This window comes from Paenibacillus motobuensis (assembly GCF_039521865.1).
Taxonomy (GTDB): Bacteria; Bacillota; Bacilli; order Paenibacillales; family Paenibacillaceae; genus Fontibacillus; species Fontibacillus motobuensis.
This window is the reverse complement of record NZ_BAAACX010000002.1, coordinates 47,945-62,550: the sequence shown is the minus strand read 5'-3', so window position 1 is coordinate 62,550 and position 14,606 is coordinate 47,945. Positions and strand designations below refer to the sequence as shown.

14 protein-coding genes are annotated in these 14,606 nt (G+C 47.9%); 11 read left to right on the top strand and 3 right to left on the bottom strand.

Translation table 11 applies throughout. The annotated features are described in order from the left end of the window. The first annotated feature begins 204 nt into the window (after positions 1 to 204). The 6 genes from ABD014_RS00315 to ABD014_RS00290 all read left to right on the top strand — a co-directional run bounded on the left by ABD014_RS00315 (position 205) and on the right by ABD014_RS00290 (position 6,265). Positions 205 to 885 carry a helix-turn-helix transcriptional regulator gene (locus tag ABD014_RS00315; protein ID WP_343855886.1) on the top strand — a complete coding sequence of 227 codons (681 nt, stop codon included), beginning with the start codon at positions 205 to 207 and terminating at the stop codon, positions 883 to 885. A 27-nt stretch (positions 886 to 912) separates the two neighbouring features. Next, positions 913 to 2,088, top strand: a complete 1,176-nt coding sequence (locus tag ABD014_RS00310; protein WP_343855883.1) for a MalY/PatB family protein — start codon at positions 913 to 915, stop codon at positions 2,086 to 2,088. A gap of 27 nt (positions 2,089 to 2,115) precedes the next feature. Beyond that, on the top strand, positions 2,116 to 3,597 hold the full coding sequence (nhaC, locus tag ABD014_RS00305) for a Na+/H+ antiporter NhaC (RefSeq protein ID WP_343855880.1): 1,482 nt from the start codon (positions 2,116 to 2,118) through the stop codon (positions 3,595 to 3,597). Between the two features lie 96 nt (positions 3,598 to 3,693). Next, positions 3,694 to 4,077, top strand: a complete 384-nt coding sequence (locus ABD014_RS00300; protein ID WP_343855878.1) for a RidA family protein — start codon at positions 3,694 to 3,696, stop codon at positions 4,075 to 4,077. A 171-nt stretch (positions 4,078 to 4,248) separates the two neighbouring features. Next, positions 4,249 to 4,953: an ABC transporter ATP-binding protein gene (locus tag ABD014_RS00295; protein ID WP_343855875.1), complete on the top strand. Its 705-nt coding sequence runs from the start codon at positions 4,249 to 4,251 to the stop codon at positions 4,951 to 4,953. A 43-nt stretch (positions 4,954 to 4,996) separates the two neighbouring features. Beyond that, positions 4,997 to 6,265: an ABC transporter permease gene (locus ABD014_RS00290; protein ID WP_343855871.1), complete on the top strand. Its 1,269-nt coding sequence runs from the start codon at positions 4,997 to 4,999 to the stop codon at positions 6,263 to 6,265. Positions 6,266 to 6,310: 45 nt separating this feature from the next. Here the strand turns inward: ABD014_RS00290 and ABD014_RS00285 are convergent, their stop codons facing one another. Beyond that, a complete protein-coding gene (locus ABD014_RS00285; protein ID WP_379337094.1) occupies positions 6,311 to 7,534 on the bottom strand; it encodes a BaiN/RdsA family NAD(P)/FAD-dependent oxidoreductase in 1,224 nt (407 codons plus the stop codon). Positions 7,535 to 7,802: 268 nt separating this feature from the next. Between ABD014_RS00285 and ABD014_RS00280 the strand changes: the two genes are divergently transcribed. Both ABD014_RS00280 and ABD014_RS00275 read left to right on the top strand, forming a co-directional pair. Further along, positions 7,803 to 9,503 carry a two-component system sensor histidine kinase NtrB gene (locus tag ABD014_RS00280; protein WP_343855869.1) on the top strand — a complete coding sequence of 567 codons (1,701 nt, stop codon included), beginning with the start codon at positions 7,803 to 7,805 and terminating at the stop codon, positions 9,501 to 9,503. A 108-nt stretch (positions 9,504 to 9,611) separates the two neighbouring features. Beyond that, on the top strand, positions 9,612 to 10,046 hold the full coding sequence (locus ABD014_RS00275; protein ID WP_343855865.1) for a BrxA/BrxB family bacilliredoxin: 435 nt from the start codon (positions 9,612 to 9,614) through the stop codon (positions 10,044 to 10,046). Positions 10,047 to 10,222: 176 nt separating this feature from the next. Here ABD014_RS00275 and ABD014_RS00270 read toward each other — a convergent pair whose 3' ends face one another. Next, entirely contained in the window at positions 10,223 to 11,131 is a 909-nt protein-coding gene (locus ABD014_RS00270) for an AraC family transcriptional regulator (RefSeq protein WP_343855862.1), read from the bottom strand. 329 nt (positions 11,132 to 11,460) lie between these two features. Here ABD014_RS00270 and acpS point away from each other — a divergent pair, with 329 nt between their 5' ends. Together acpS and mutY are read left to right on the top strand one after the other, a co-directional pair. Next, positions 11,461 to 11,853, top strand: coding sequence for a holo-ACP synthase (gene acpS / locus ABD014_RS00265; protein WP_343855859.1), 393 nt, complete (start codon positions 11,461 to 11,463; stop codon positions 11,851 to 11,853). A gap of 37 nt (positions 11,854 to 11,890) precedes the next feature. Beyond that, positions 11,891 to 13,075 (top strand): A/G-specific adenine glycosylase, encoded by a 1,185-nt coding sequence (gene mutY / locus ABD014_RS00260; protein WP_343855857.1) that lies wholly within the window; start codon positions 11,891 to 11,893, stop codon positions 13,073 to 13,075. Positions 13,076 to 13,367: 292 nt separating this feature from the next. Here the strand turns inward: mutY and ABD014_RS00255 are convergent, their stop codons facing one another. After that, positions 13,368 to 13,583: a hypothetical protein gene (locus ABD014_RS00255; RefSeq protein ID WP_343855854.1), complete on the bottom strand. Its 216-nt coding sequence runs from the start codon at positions 13,581 to 13,583 to the stop codon at positions 13,368 to 13,370. A gap of 460 nt (positions 13,584 to 14,043) precedes the next feature. Between ABD014_RS00255 and ABD014_RS00250 the strand changes: the two genes are divergently transcribed. Beyond that, on the top strand, positions 14,044 to 14,484 hold the full coding sequence (locus ABD014_RS00250; RefSeq protein WP_343855850.1) for a GNAT family N-acetyltransferase: 441 nt from the start codon (positions 14,044 to 14,046) through the stop codon (positions 14,482 to 14,484). Positions 14,485 to 14,606 lie beyond the last annotated feature (122 nt).

The window sequence follows — 14,606 nt, the reverse complement described above, 5'->3', positions numbered from 1 at the left end:
AATTGGACTTACTAAAATAGTACAATAAAATATATGGACGCCTATAATGTCACTACCGTGACGGTATAGGCTTATTTTGCTTAATGAGGAGAGTTTTGAATCGGGTATTGAAAACGGTTTATTAATGTGATACGATCTTATCAAGATAATAAATTATTATCCTGATAAAATATATGCAAGTCCTGAATGGAAGGAGATAATAAGATGGAGAACGAGAATCGGAGGATTTTAGAGAAGTTCTTTCCGGTGGCCTCCTTCATTGCAGCAATCATTGGACCTAAATGCGAGGTTGTTGTACATGATATTAGCGATCCGGAGCACTCTATTATCTTTATTGAGAACGGATACATCAGCGGCCGCAAGGTGGGGGACGCTTCTACCGACCTCGTATTGAAAATTCTTAAATCCGAAGCGTATCATGAGGAACAATTTATCGCTAACTATAAAGCCTCCGGCAAATTCGGACAGAGCTTTCGCTCGTCGACCTATTTCATTAAGAATGACTTGAATGAACTTGTCGGTCTTCTATGCTTGAATATCGATGTTACCCATATGGAGATAGCTGCTGAATGGGTTCAACATATTTTGCAAGGAGGCCCTAATCCATATATAACGCCCCCGGCGGACGAAGCCCTGAAGGAAGAGAAGCAGGCGACAGAATATTTGCAAGGAAATGCGGATGATCTGCTGCAGCACATGATCTCATCAGTAGTTGACAAAATAACGATACCGCCGGACCGCTTGTCGCCGCAGGAGAAGATTGAAATTGTACGCGAACTGAATGAGCTTGGAGTTTTCTTGTTGAAGGGCGGCGTCTCCCAGGTAGCAGCGTCATTATCGATATCGGAGCCTACAGTCTATCGATATCTTCAGAAGCTGAAATAACATTATATCCAGAAGGGTGACATCATCATGAGTTATAACTTCGATCAAGTCATTAGCAGGTTTGATACAAATAGTGCCAAATGGGATGGGGCGGCCGACACTCTGGGCAGAGATGTAATCGTTCTCTCTGTCGCGGATATGGATCTACAAGCACCGCCGAAGGTTGTTGACAGGGTTGCTTCAATAGCGCGTCATGGAATATACGGATACACCGATCCGCGCCCTCCCTACTATGCTGCGGTTCAGCACTGGCTAGAGAGAGCCTATGACTGGAGCGTGCCGGAGGATTGGATCGTGTTCTGCCCACGGATTGTACAAGCTGTATCGATCATCATTGAGCGTTTTTCGGAGCCGGGCGATCGTATTCTGATGCATACTCCGGCTTATCAACCGATTGCCAATGCAGTGAAAATTAATGACAGAGAGCTTGTGCAGAGTCCGATGCTGCTCAGAGACGGCAAATATGAGATCGACTTCGATGATATGGAGCGTCAGATGAAGGATGGAATCAAGATTGTCCTGCTTGTTTCGCCGCATAATCCGACCGGACGCGTATGGACGAAGCAAGAGCTGGAGCGGATCGCCGAGCTGTGCATCCGTTATGATGCACTTATCGTATCAGATGACATTCATGCCGACTTCATACACGAAGAACATGAGCATACGATCATTGCCAAATTGTCACAGCAGGTGGCGGAGCGCTCAATAATATGTACCTCACCAGGTAAAACCTTTAATCTGGCCAGCCTGGAGATCGCCAATATTGTAATTCCTAATGAGAAAATACGGGAACGCTTCCGCCAGGGATTAAGACAGGCGGGCATTCACAATCCGACCTTCTTCGCCGTACCTGCCCTGGAGGTCGCGTATACGGAGTGCGATGATTGGCTTGAGGAACTTCGCTCTTATATTAAGGAGAATATTGCTTATACCGAAGCATTCTTTACTGAGCACATGCCTGAATTGAAGATCATTAAGGCGGAAGGCACTTTTCTCTTATGGGTAGACTGTTCGGCTTATAGTAGAAATGAAAGCGATTTAATCGAATGGATTCAGAATCAAAGCAGGGTCAGTGTCAGCTTCGGCACCTCATTCGGAGCCGATGGAGAAGGATTTATAAGGCTAAATCTGGGCGCGCCAAGAGTGCTGCTTCAGGAAGCCTTCGAACGAATGGCAAATAAGTATCCTCTTCGTCATAATTAATTATTACATCATTAGGGGGAACACGTCATGGCTAAGCCCATCAAGGAAAAGACAATCAAGCAACCTACTCTGTTTCTAGCACTAGTTCCTATTATTACTATGATTCTGCTGCTCAGTCTAGGCTATATTCTATTCGAACTACCGCCTGAACCTTTGATTATCGCTTCAACCGTGGTTGCTGGAATTATTGCCATCAAGCTCGGCTATAGCTATGACGATATTATGGGCTCGATCGCGCAGAAAATTGCTAAGACGATGCCGGCAATTCTTATCCTGATTACGGTCGGCTTCATGATTGGAGCCTGGATGGTCGGCGGAACGATACCGATGATGATCTATTATGGTCTCAAAATCATCAACCCGCAGTTCTTGTTGATTACGGCATTCGTCGTAACTTCTGTCGTATCTCTATGTACTGGGACATCCTGGGGTTCGGCAGGTACAATTGGAGTCGCCTTTATGGGCGTAGGGGCCGGGCTTGACGCGAATCTGGCGGCCGTTGCCGGCGCCGTCGTTGCCGGTGCATATTTTGGGGACAAGCTGTCTCCATTGTCGGATACGACCAACCTGGCCGCACTATCCACGGGAGTCAATCTGTACGAACACATCGGCCATCTTCTATACACGACAATTCCTTCATTTATCGTGGCGGCGACTGTCTATGTAATTACAGGGTTAAATACACATGGAGAAGGGGTCGCTATACCAGAGAAGGTCGTTACAATTATGGATACGTTAAGCACCGTGTTCCATTGGAATTTATTGCTGCTACTTCCGATACTAATCGTATTGTACGGTTCAATCCGCAAGAAGCCTACGATTCCGGTGATGTTGATCTCCTCCCTGGTGGCGATGGCGAACGGGCTTATCTTCCAAGGTTTCTCCCTGCATGATGTTATCAGCGCAGTAATCAATGGCTTTGACATCGCGATGGTTAAGGTTCAAGGCTTCGATGCGGCAGCTGTTATACCGGATATTCCGCGGCTGCTCAACCGTGGAGGCATGAACTCTATGATGGGAACGCTGCTCATCTGCTTCTGTGCCATTACCTTTGCCGGAACGATCTCGTTAACGAAGTCGCTGGAACTGATCGTTAACAAGATTCTCAAGCATGTTCGTTCCACAGGTTCGCTCATCCTGGCTTCAATCGCTACCGGGATAACGATGATTGGGGTAACCAGTAACGGTCAAGTGTCGATCCTGATGCCTGGTGAAATGCTGCGTGAAGCATACATCCGCCGCGGATTGCACCCTAAAAACCTGGGGCGGACGATCGAGGATTCGGCTTCCATTATCGAGCCTATTCTACCTTGGACAGCGGCTGGTGCTTATATGGCGGGGACGCTCGGCGTTGCGACGCTCTCCTATCTGCCTTGGGCAATGCTATGTTGGACAGGAATTATCTTCGCTGTGATCTGGGGCTTCACCGGCTTTGGTATTACCAAGCTGACACCTGAACAGCAGCGCGAGATGTTGAAGGAATATGATGAGATCGATACAGTTAGATAACAACCCATTTGAAAAAACTTGGCAGCATAGAGCATCATTTTGTAAAATTTAATATAGAATGCGCAGAATCATGCGCTAATTAAGGAGAGAACCCATATGACACAACAAGAGAGAAAAACAATCGCTACCCCTGAGGCGCCAGGTGCAATCGGGCCATATTCCCAAGCCGTTCAATTCGGCAACCTGCTAATCACTTCAGGACAGCTTGGCATGAATACCGCCGGTGAATTTCCGCCAACCGCTGCGGAGCAGGCAAGACAATCTTTGTCTAACGTAAAGGCGATCCTGGAAGCGGCGGGCTATGGTATGCAGCATGTAATTAAGACAACCGTATTCTTGCATGATATGAATGATTTTCAAGCGGTAAATGAAGTTTACGCGACATTCTTCACGGAGCCGTATCCGGCACGGAGCGCTGTCCAGGTTGCTAAGCTGCCGAAGAACGGACTTGTAGAAATCGAAGTTATCGCCATAAAATAATATATAATAAAGAAGGCCTCTGGAATCCCGGAGGCCTTTTATTCTGGCGTTATGAATGCCGGTTCCGATTCAGAAGCAGGCAGTATATGAAACGAAGGCTGCTTATAGGCGTATAATCTATAAAAAAAACAGGCAACCTTTAAATTTTATTAAACAGGGTGGGAATCAATAGTGGCGGATACATTGCTGGAGGTAAATATTGAAGAGGCTGGATATGACGGTAATCATTCTACGATTGAACAAATCGAATTTGCAGTCAAATCCGGTCAACTCACGGGTTTGATCGGTCCCAACGGGGCGGGTAAGAGCACCACGATTAAAGCTATTATGGGATTGCTCACAGAAGTGAAGGGAATCATTAACTTCACGAAAGCAGGGAACCATTATGCATACATCCCGGAGCAACCGGTCTACTACGAGACGTTAACGCTATGGGAGCATCTAAGTCTCGCATCGGCGGTCTATGGGGTTGACGAGACGGTGTTGGAGAGAGAAGGAAATGCGCTGTTAGAACGGTTCCGTATGACTGATGTCAAACATCATCTGCCAGACGGATTCTCCAAAGGCATGCGGCAGAAGATGATGCTAATGATCGGTTTTCTGATTCGTCCCGATATCTATATTGTAGACGAGCCCTTTGTCGGGCTGGATCCCAGAGCTACAATGGACTTCCTCGCGCTGCTTGAAGAAGAACGGCGCCGCGGCGCGGGCGTGCTGATGTGTACGCATGTGCTTGATACGGCTGAGCGAATATGTGATGACTTTGTTCTTCTATCAAACGGAAGGGTCGTGGTGAGCGGGGAATTGGATGATATCCGGCGGGCGGCCTCCTTGCCGGAGGGAACACTGTTCGATTGCTTCAATGCCCTGACTTAAGATACCGTGATCGGGAGAAGATTGATTTGAGGAGATGGGGACTATGAACAAAATAAGCTCATCCACTCGAGCCGGATCGTTGTTCAGAAGGCGCTGGCTTGACTATATTCGTCATCAAACCGGTGTGCTGCGTATAGCTTTTGATCGAGTGGTTCTATTATATATCGGCATCCCGGGACTTTTGCTGCTTGGTAGAGTTTACTATGGTTTATGGCAGGACGTGTTGCCGAACTGGCTGACTGGTTTGCCGTTCCAAGCTGTGCCCGTGGTATTAATCCTCCTGACGCTGCTGCTAAGCGGGCTCGTCTTGTATATTGAAGCGGCGGATGTTCTATTTCTGAAGCAGCATCCTAAATGGGTGCGGGGGATCATGCTGCGTGCCATCTCGCTGGCTTTGGCGCAGCGTCTGGTCGTCATTCTGCTTGAAGCTGTCTTGCTGCTGCCTCTGTTATGGCGTATTTACGGGATGGGGAGCAGAGAAATATTCATTCTTTTTGCACTTACATATGCCATGAATGCTGTGTACCTACTGTTATCCAATCTGATCGCTGTCGTATTCACTGGCCTCAGACGAACTCTATTGGTTTTTTTTGGTACCGGTTCACTCTTAGCAAGCTATATTGTCGGTGTGCTGTGTATCGAATTGCGGCCTGAGATCAGCATAATTATACTGTTGTGCTATTGTTTGGTCTCTATCTGGCTAATTGGACGAAGAGTATCGCTTCAGGGACGGTTTGAGGCGGGCATCCGCGAGGAGGAACGGCAACGGACGAAGCTGACCGGAATGATTCTGCAGCCATCTGTAGAACGGCCGACGAAGACAAGGCCACGTCCGTGGCTGTTCCGCCGTAGTGGACATCTTATCCGTCAGCGGCAGGTACATGATCGGGTTACGGAGGCGGCGGTCAAGTCCTTCTTCCGCGGTCGCGAAGTTCTATTATATGTACAGTTCGCGATATATGGATTTATGGCTGTATTCTTGCCGCCTTATCCAGTCAATCTATTGGTATATGTCGGCCTGATCCTGTTATTGTTCCAATGGATGAATTCGCAGCGGCGTGCCTTCTATCAGGCAAAATTACTGGCTATATTACCGAAGGACGAGAATCTGGAATTTATATGTGCGCCCAAGACAATGAGGCTGCTGTTATTTCCTGCGATTCTCGTCATTACGGCAGGGCTTTGCATGAATTTGTTCACGCCTGGCTGGGGGCTGCTGGCAGCCATTCCGCTTGGCCCAGCCGTATCCTTGCTGGTTGTACCTGTTCTGTGGCGTTTCTTCTCTATGAGCTCAAGACACAGAAAAGTATAAGAATATATGTTCTAAAGACCGGTTTTCTTCTCAAAAGCGGAGCCCTTAGTGGCCTTGCGCGAGCAGGCCGGCATGATACCCAGCGGTATACCCGGTGGCGAAAGCGGCCGTTATATTATATCCGCCGGTATAGCCATGGATATCGAGCACTTCACCACAGAAGAACAATCCTGGCATAAGCTTGGATTCCATCGTCTGCGGGCTGACTTCCTTAAGATGAACTCCTCCGCCAGTGACGAAGGCTTCTTCAAAGGGACGGGTTCCCGTGACCAGGATACTGAAGCTTTTTAGCATAGCTGTAAATGCAAGCCAAGGCTCCTTAGGCAAGTGCTCATAGGTCGTCTCCCCGGAAAGGCCGGCTCGTTCAAACAGAATGGGAAGCAGCCGCTCCGGAATCGTACCTTTGAGCACATTTTTTAGCGTTTTTTTAGGTTCATCGGTAAGGAGCCCGCGTAAATAGGCATCCAATCCGGTTTGAGACATCTCGGGGAATAGATCAAGCGCAAGCTTCACCTCGCTGCTGCCGCTCTTCTGCTTGACGCCACGGATGAAGCCGCTGCAGCGCAGAGCGATTGGCCCGGACAAGCCGAAGTGGGTGAAGATCATATCGCCCTGATGCGCTACGACTGCTTTGCCTTTAGCATTAAGCACCGAGAGCTTCACATTGCGTAGCGACAACCCTTGCAGGCTTCGATCCGTAATAAAAGGCTCCTTGGAGACGATGGGTACTTCGGTCGGATATAATTCTGTAATCATATGGCCTGCCGCGGTAGCCCATGGATAGCCATCCCCCGTTGAACCGGTATGCGGGACAGATTTTCCGCCGGTAGCTATAATTACGCATTTGGCTTCTATTTGCTCACCCGTTGTGAGCTTGACCCCCTGGACCCCGTTCTCCGCGAACATTACCTCTTGAACGGGATGATGTGTAAGCAGCTTCACTCCCAATGATCTGGCCTTGCCGACCAGCGCATCGACGACGGTCTTAGCCTTATCCGATACAGGGAACATCCGCCCGTTGTCTTCTTCCTTCAGTGCAATTCCCAAATTCTCAAAGAAGGCGATGATGTCGCGATTGCTGAACAAGGAGAAGGCGCTGTAGAGAAATCTTCCGCCGCCAGGGATGTACTGAATCAATTCATCAATTTCCTTGATATTCGTTACGTTGCAGCGACCACCACCGGAGATGCCTAGCTTTCTCCCGAGCTTGTCTCCTTTATCAACCAGGGCAACGGAAGCACCTTGTTCCGCAGCGGCAATCGATGCCATAAGCCCTGAGGGGCCTCCTCCAATTACGATTACTTCATATTTGCTCAATGTACTCATCTATTTTTCCTTTCCTTTTGCAAGGTAGTGAACTTTTATTTGAAGTTTTGTCTTGTTTGCAGTATTCCGACGATAATTTATAGGATATCACATATTATAGACATTCTAAAAAGGGGTTAGTGTTTATCTGAAATAAGAAATATTGTAAAACTTTGTCGGCTATGCTTTAATCAATGATAGATTGGTATTCTTCCGCCTGAGGAGGGAGAAGATGGTTGAATTCAGGGAGATTTTACTGCAATTCCTGATCGCTTGTCTGCCTGCTTTTTTGTTCCCGCTTCTGTATGAGAAATCTTCTAGAATTCCTCAGCCCAATGGCCGCCAAGCTTATCAGACGTCTTACTCCATGGGATTGACCTATACATGCACCTTCAGCATGCTGCTATGCTCATTGTTCCCTAGCTATGTATGGAATGGGATCCCGATTAACTTCGGGATATTGCCGCTCTTCGCGCTCATGCTGTACGGCAAACTGAGGGAAGGAATTATCCTTGCCGTTTTGTATTTACTGCTCTATCCGCTCTATGCAGTAAGGTTTACGGTTCTGGAGTTTCTGCTTGAGACAGGGGTGTTCCTTTATCCCTTTGTACTATTAAACGCTAATTATTTCAAGAGAATTGGCAGCCGCGGCAAAGTGGCTGTATTAACGGCTATCTTTGCTATCGGAGAGATGGTAATCACCGTATCACCCTATATTATAGAAGAAATAAAGGTTGAGCTTGGCGCGATCGTAACGATTATTGCCAATATTCTGGTATCTGTACTGGCTGGAAGCTTGTTCGTACATATAATAGAGACGACTATGGAGAAGGAGAAGCTGCGCGAGCAGGTCATGCATTTATCGAGGAAATATTTCCGTGAGGCGGAGACGCTACAGCAGATGATGGATGCTGCACCGCTGAGTATCACTCTGCTAGATCAAAAAGGGAGAATTGTGTCGGTCAACGATGCATTTCTTCAATTTTATCGTCTAAGCCGTCCCGGTGGAACCCGTGATGACTTGATCCGGAAGGAGATGGAGAAGGTCATGCAGGGCCTCGATTTTGAAATCATCGCTTCCCGGGCAGAGCAGACGCTGGAGGGGAACGTCAAAACATCGGAAATCTTGCAAAGCGCTGACCGTGTCTTCTACGCGACCACCTCTCCGATTACGAAGATGCATACAAATGAGAACATCGGAGCCGTCATCATCGTACAGGATATAACTGAGTTGGAGGCGCTGCGGATGGAATTAAATCATGTCGAGCGTCTTGGTCTGGTTGGGCAAATGGCAGCAAGTATTACGCATGAAATCAGAAATCCGATGGCCGTCGTTCGCGGCTTTCTACAATTGATGCGGGAGAAGAGTCCGGCTTCATTAGAGCATTATTACCGTATTGTGATGGAGGAGCTGGACCGAGCTAACGGAATAATTAATGACTTCCTGTCGCTTGCCCAGAATCGGGTTGTCAAGATGGAACTGTATAGATTGCATGAGATTATCTCGGAGCTAACTCCGCTATTGTGGGCGGATGCCAACCTGAGGGGACAGAGCATTGAGGTACGCCTCGACGAGAACGCGCCGCTTCTTATGCTTAATCATAAAGAGATCAAGCAACTCATTCTTAACCTTGGCCGCAATGCAATGGAGGCGATGGGAGAGAAGGGCAAATTAACGCTGGAAATGAGGCTGCAGCCAGATGGCGTTGAACTGTATGTTACGGATACGGGTCCGGGAATTCCACCGGCTCAGAAGGAGAGACTGTTCGAACCGTTCTTCACGACGAAGAGCAAGGGGACAGGCCTGGGTCTGTCGCTATGCCTAAGCATTATGGAGCGGCATGGCGGAAGAATCAACGTTGAATCGGAAGAAGGGGTGGGAACGACATTTATCGTATTTTTCCCATTTGTTTCCGAGCGGATCGAAGCTTAGGCTTTATAGTAGTTGTTGCTTTCCTGATGGCGAAATGTATAATTAATTATAGTTTGAAGTGATATTAATCATATCTACAATATAATAGGTCATGAGGAGTGAAGATAAATGTCAATGTCATATGATCAATATATGAGAGAAATGATTCAACCGATGCGTGATGAGCTGACAATCTTGGGGATTAAGGAGCTTAGAACTCCTGAGGAAGTAGAAGCGGCATTACCAAACGCTACAGGTACTGCGCTGGTTGTAGTGAACTCGGTGTGTGGTTGTGCAGCTGGACAATGCCGTCCGGGTGTAGCCCAGGCTCTGCAGAATGAGCTGCTTCCAGATCAGCTGTTCACCGTATTTGCTGGTCAAGATAAGGAAGCGACTGCCAAAGCGCGGGAATACTTCGCGCCTTACGCTCCGTCTTCGCCATCGATCGCTCTGATGAAAGATGGGGAGCTTGTGCATTTTATCGAGCGTCATCAGATCGAGGATCGTTCCGCAGCAGAGATTGCTGCTGATTTGACGAGTGCATTCGATCGTTTTTGCAAATAAGTAATCCGCGATAGCAATGCTTCAAACCGCCCCTTGCTCCGGTTGCCCGGTACTACGCAGGAGCGGTTTTTTACATGTTCTATCGGATGGAGATTGAGATCGCCTTATTAAGAAGAAGGCAGTTCTTCCGCTGCATTAAGGCAGGTGAAGAACTGCTTTTCTATAAGATATGAGAGTTATTCTAGAGGGCTAGGGGCTGGCTGAACGGGGATGTAAATATCCATCACTTTATCTGTCTCGCCCCAGCAGCGTTCGTCATACCATTCGAAGTCTGGCGAATATGCTTGCTCGTACCCAGAAGCAGGGAACCAATCACGGAATATAACACCCCATGTATCCTGGATGGCTGAGCTAAATCGTTCATTATCCGTAGGAGGCGTAGTGAAGATGGCATAGGTTGCTTCCGGGATAAAGAACTCGGCCATTCCTTCTGGCACGGTAGTTTCGCTATCTACTTCAAAGCCGATAATATAACGGAAAGAGCCTTCTTCATCAATTGGGGTGCACACGCCAAGCTCAACATTAGGATTTTTCTTGCCGGGGACGTTATCTCCCCATTTCTCGCGCATGTACTCCTGCCAGAATTCGGGGATTTCCTTGTGATTCTGGCCTTCAATTGTCGTCGTAGTCAGTGAGAAGCCGATAATTCTCATTGCGGGCAGTGTCTCAATACGGTGTTGCATACGATAATCACTCCAATTCAATGTAATAGATTCGTCCGATATCAGCAGGGGGACTGCTCTTGGAACGACGAAAGGTGGATAGCCTTGCTTACGGCAGTCTGAAGGAAGTATGCCGTACATTTTGCGGAACGCCCGGGTGAAGGTCTCATGAGAGCCGAAGCCGCATTCAATCGCAATATCCAGCACTTTACGATCGGTATAGGCCAGCAGTTCAGCGGCGTTAGACAGGCGTCGTTTGCGAATATAGTTTGAAACCGTCTCGCCCGTAAAATGCTGGAATGTGCGGTGAAAATGGTACTCCGAGTAAAACATCGCCTGGGCGATCCCTTTTAAGCTAAGATCTTGTTCCAGATGTTCCTCGATATATTCGATACTTTGTGAGACAAGATTGAGATTGTTCATGAACTTCCTCCAGACCGGTCTGTGTTCTAAGTATAGAATAGGACGGATTGAGTCTCTTGACGTTTCTTGCTCTTGAACGAAAGACGAATGAGTGTGTACAAATTTACAAGTTTATCCTTTGATTATAGCATGAGAAATTTACCATAGGCTTTCCTTCACAATAGCTTCCTTGTACAATGTGGTTAGTCCAAGCAAGGACGAACGTTGGAATCATGAGAATTTAGCTCTAACACCTGGTCAGAAGATTTTGTATGCTGCACGAGTATGGTTGTAGAGGATAGACGAATGAGTAGTATGAGATCAGGCAGATAAGGAAGAAGGGAACTCTGTTGATATATGGAATCGGTCATGATGTGGTCGAAATTGAACGAATCAGACAGATGCTGGATAGTAGTGCCGGAGACAAGTTCGCTTGGCGGATACTGACATCTGCTGAATATGAACTGCCAGGCAGGGTCAAGCGCCCTGCTGAATTTCTTGCCGGCCGCTTTGCGGCCAAAGAAGCGGTCAGCAAAGCTTTTGGCTGTGGGATTGGCAAGACGCTTGGATTTAAGGATATCGAGGTTGTGCCGAATACAAACGGCAAGCCGTCGGTATATTTGCAGCCTGAGGCTTGGGAACGTCTCGGATTATCTGGTGCAGATCATTATGTGGTGCATATCAGCATTACGCATGAGCGCCAACTGGCCTCCGCTTTCGCTGTGGTGGAGAGAATGAGTTAATACGGCGGTTTATCAGAGGGGGAGGATCAATACAATTATGCAGGAAAGCAAGGAGAGTAAGCTGTATTTCAGCAAGGAATTGTTGGGCTGGTATGAGACAGCGAAGCGTGATCTTCCATGGAGGCGACATCGCAATCCTTATTATATATGGGTCTCGGAAATTATGCTGCAGCAGACGCGGGTCGACACGGTGATCCCATATTTTCAGCGCTTTATTGAGCGATTTCCCACGGTTCAGGCTCTGGCGGAGGCACCGGAGGAAGATGTGTTGAAATGCTGGGAGGGTCTTGGCTATTATTCGCGGGCTCGTAATTTGCAGGCAGCAGCCCAGCAGGTGATGGAACGTCACGGCGGTATCGTACCGGATAACAAGAAGGATGTATCGGCGCTGAAGGGGGTCGGCCCTTATACTTCGGGAGCTATCCTTAGCATCGCCTACAATCAGCCGGAACCGGCGGTGGACGGCAATGTTATGCGTGTTCTGTCGCGGTATTTCCTGATTGAGGAAGATATTATGAAGACCGGTACGCGAACGCTGATGGAGGATCTGGCGACCGAGCTGATTCCTCAGGGTCGCGCCGGTGACTTTAATCAGGCGCTGATGGAGCTCGGCGCTCTGATCTGTACCCCCAAATCACCGCAGTGTCTGATCTGCCCGGTGATGGCGCATTGCGCCGGCCGCCTGGAAGGGGCGGAGGATCGCCTGCCGGTGAAGAGCAAGGCGAAGCCGCCGCGGCCGGAGTACCGGCTCGTCGCCCTGGTCGAGGGTGACGGAGAGCAGTCCGGGCGCGTGTTCGTCCGCCGGCGCCCGGATTCAGGGCTGCTCGCCCGAATGTGGGAGCTGCCCCACATCCCGGCAGCGGCGGAGCCCGGCGAGGGGGCCGGCCTGCCGGACGGCCCGGCGATGGACAGGCTCGCCGCTGCACTAGGCGGAGCGGGCGTACTGGCCGCGCCGCAGGGAGCCCTGATGGAAGCGGAGCATACGTTCAGCCATATTCATTGGAATATGCGCGTCTTCCGCTTCCAGCAGGTGGATGGCCGAAGTGATCTGATTGCCGTGGCCGAGTCCGCTTCTGCTTATGAAGCGAATGGTGATGCGATCGGTTCAAGTTCAGGCGATGATGCGACCGAATATCGTTGGATTACGAAGGAGGATATGGGAGAACTGGCTTTTCCTAATGTTTTTATCCGTATCCTGAATCAATACTTCTCTACGAAATAAGGCTGGAGCATAGCTAATCCGCCGCCGCTTATAACAAGAAGCAGTCTAGGCAGGACATTCGATGAATGTCTTCGGCCGAGGCTGCTTCTTGTTATAGAGGTAGTTCAAAAAGTCCGCTTTTGATCACGAAGTAACACTGAGAGCATATTCGACATCGAATCTTGAATTCAGCCGGGTCTTCCGGTGCTCACGTACCCACTACGTACGCTCCGCTCCTCAGACCCTAGCTTCATCCAACCTTCTCGGTGCTGAAAACCGGTCTTTTTGAACACGAACCTATACTCAACTCACTTTAGTCGCCAATCATGCGATTTTCGACACTTTTCATCGTATTCTGCTGATCTGGCTCGCGGTGCTGGTCCGGACTTGTCTGGCCTGAATCGACAGGCGTATCGCCGCTGACACTACGGGCGAAGTTGGTGAACTGCGCTTTATGCTGATCCTGTTTATGTTTAGCTTTAAGCAGCTCCTGTGGATCATTGCTAAGGTTCGAATGGTTATTGTCCATTGATTATTTCCTCCATCCATTGTGTGATTAGGGTGAGATATATGGTTAACCTAACGGTTCGTTGATTAGTATGTGTTATTTGCCAATAAATTAAAGATGACCTGTAACTTCATTAAGCCTATGATGCTGTTTCTTTGAATTTGAACAATAAATGTTCCATTCAGAGGTATAATAGACTTTGTAAGTAGAGTGTTAAAATGAGTGAGAGAATCATTAAACTAGCAGATTGAAACAGTTTCATTTCCGGTAATAGAAATAAATGGTGGCAAAATGAATGTAAACGCTTAATATAAAGCGCTTTCAGAAGAAAAATGGTGTAATTCCACGATAAATATGCTTTAATGGACAAAGAGACTATTTTTTCTCGTTTTTTGTCTGGATTTCAATTGTTTCAGTTTTGTAAAAATGAGAGAACATTTTTACATAATCTATCTTGCGAAAAGAAAAGGGAGATCATAGCATGCGTATTCGTTCCTTTCAGTTGAGTGATGCTAATCAAGTGATGGAGCTTTTGCAAGTGGCCTTATCGGAAGATTGTTGTGAAGACACAAAGCGGGCATTTGCCAGGCAATTGTCTTGGGACTCAGACTTAATTGTAATTGCTGAAGTGGACGAGGAAATCGTTGGTGTATTGATCGGTACAATCGACAATAATGTAGGTTGTATCTACCGCACGGTTGTTCATCCGGATTATCGTCGTCAAGGTATAGCAACCGGACTTGTGAACGGAATGGAGCAACGCTTCAAACAGCGCAAGGTTTGCAAAATTGTGATTGCCGGAGACGAACATAATAAAGCAATCGCACCTTTGTATGAGACCTTGGGGTACGGCGCCAGCAAATTTTTAGAGGCGTTCCAGAAGCTTAGCATTGCTGCTGTTCAATCCTTGTCAGGGTCATAAGAATTTATGCATTTTTTGATTTTTTTATAAAGAATATCCAATATTGATATTATTAGGCATGTCTGGCGACCCGTTGCAAAAGGGAACTGGATGTGCTTTTCTATTATATAGGGATTTTATAC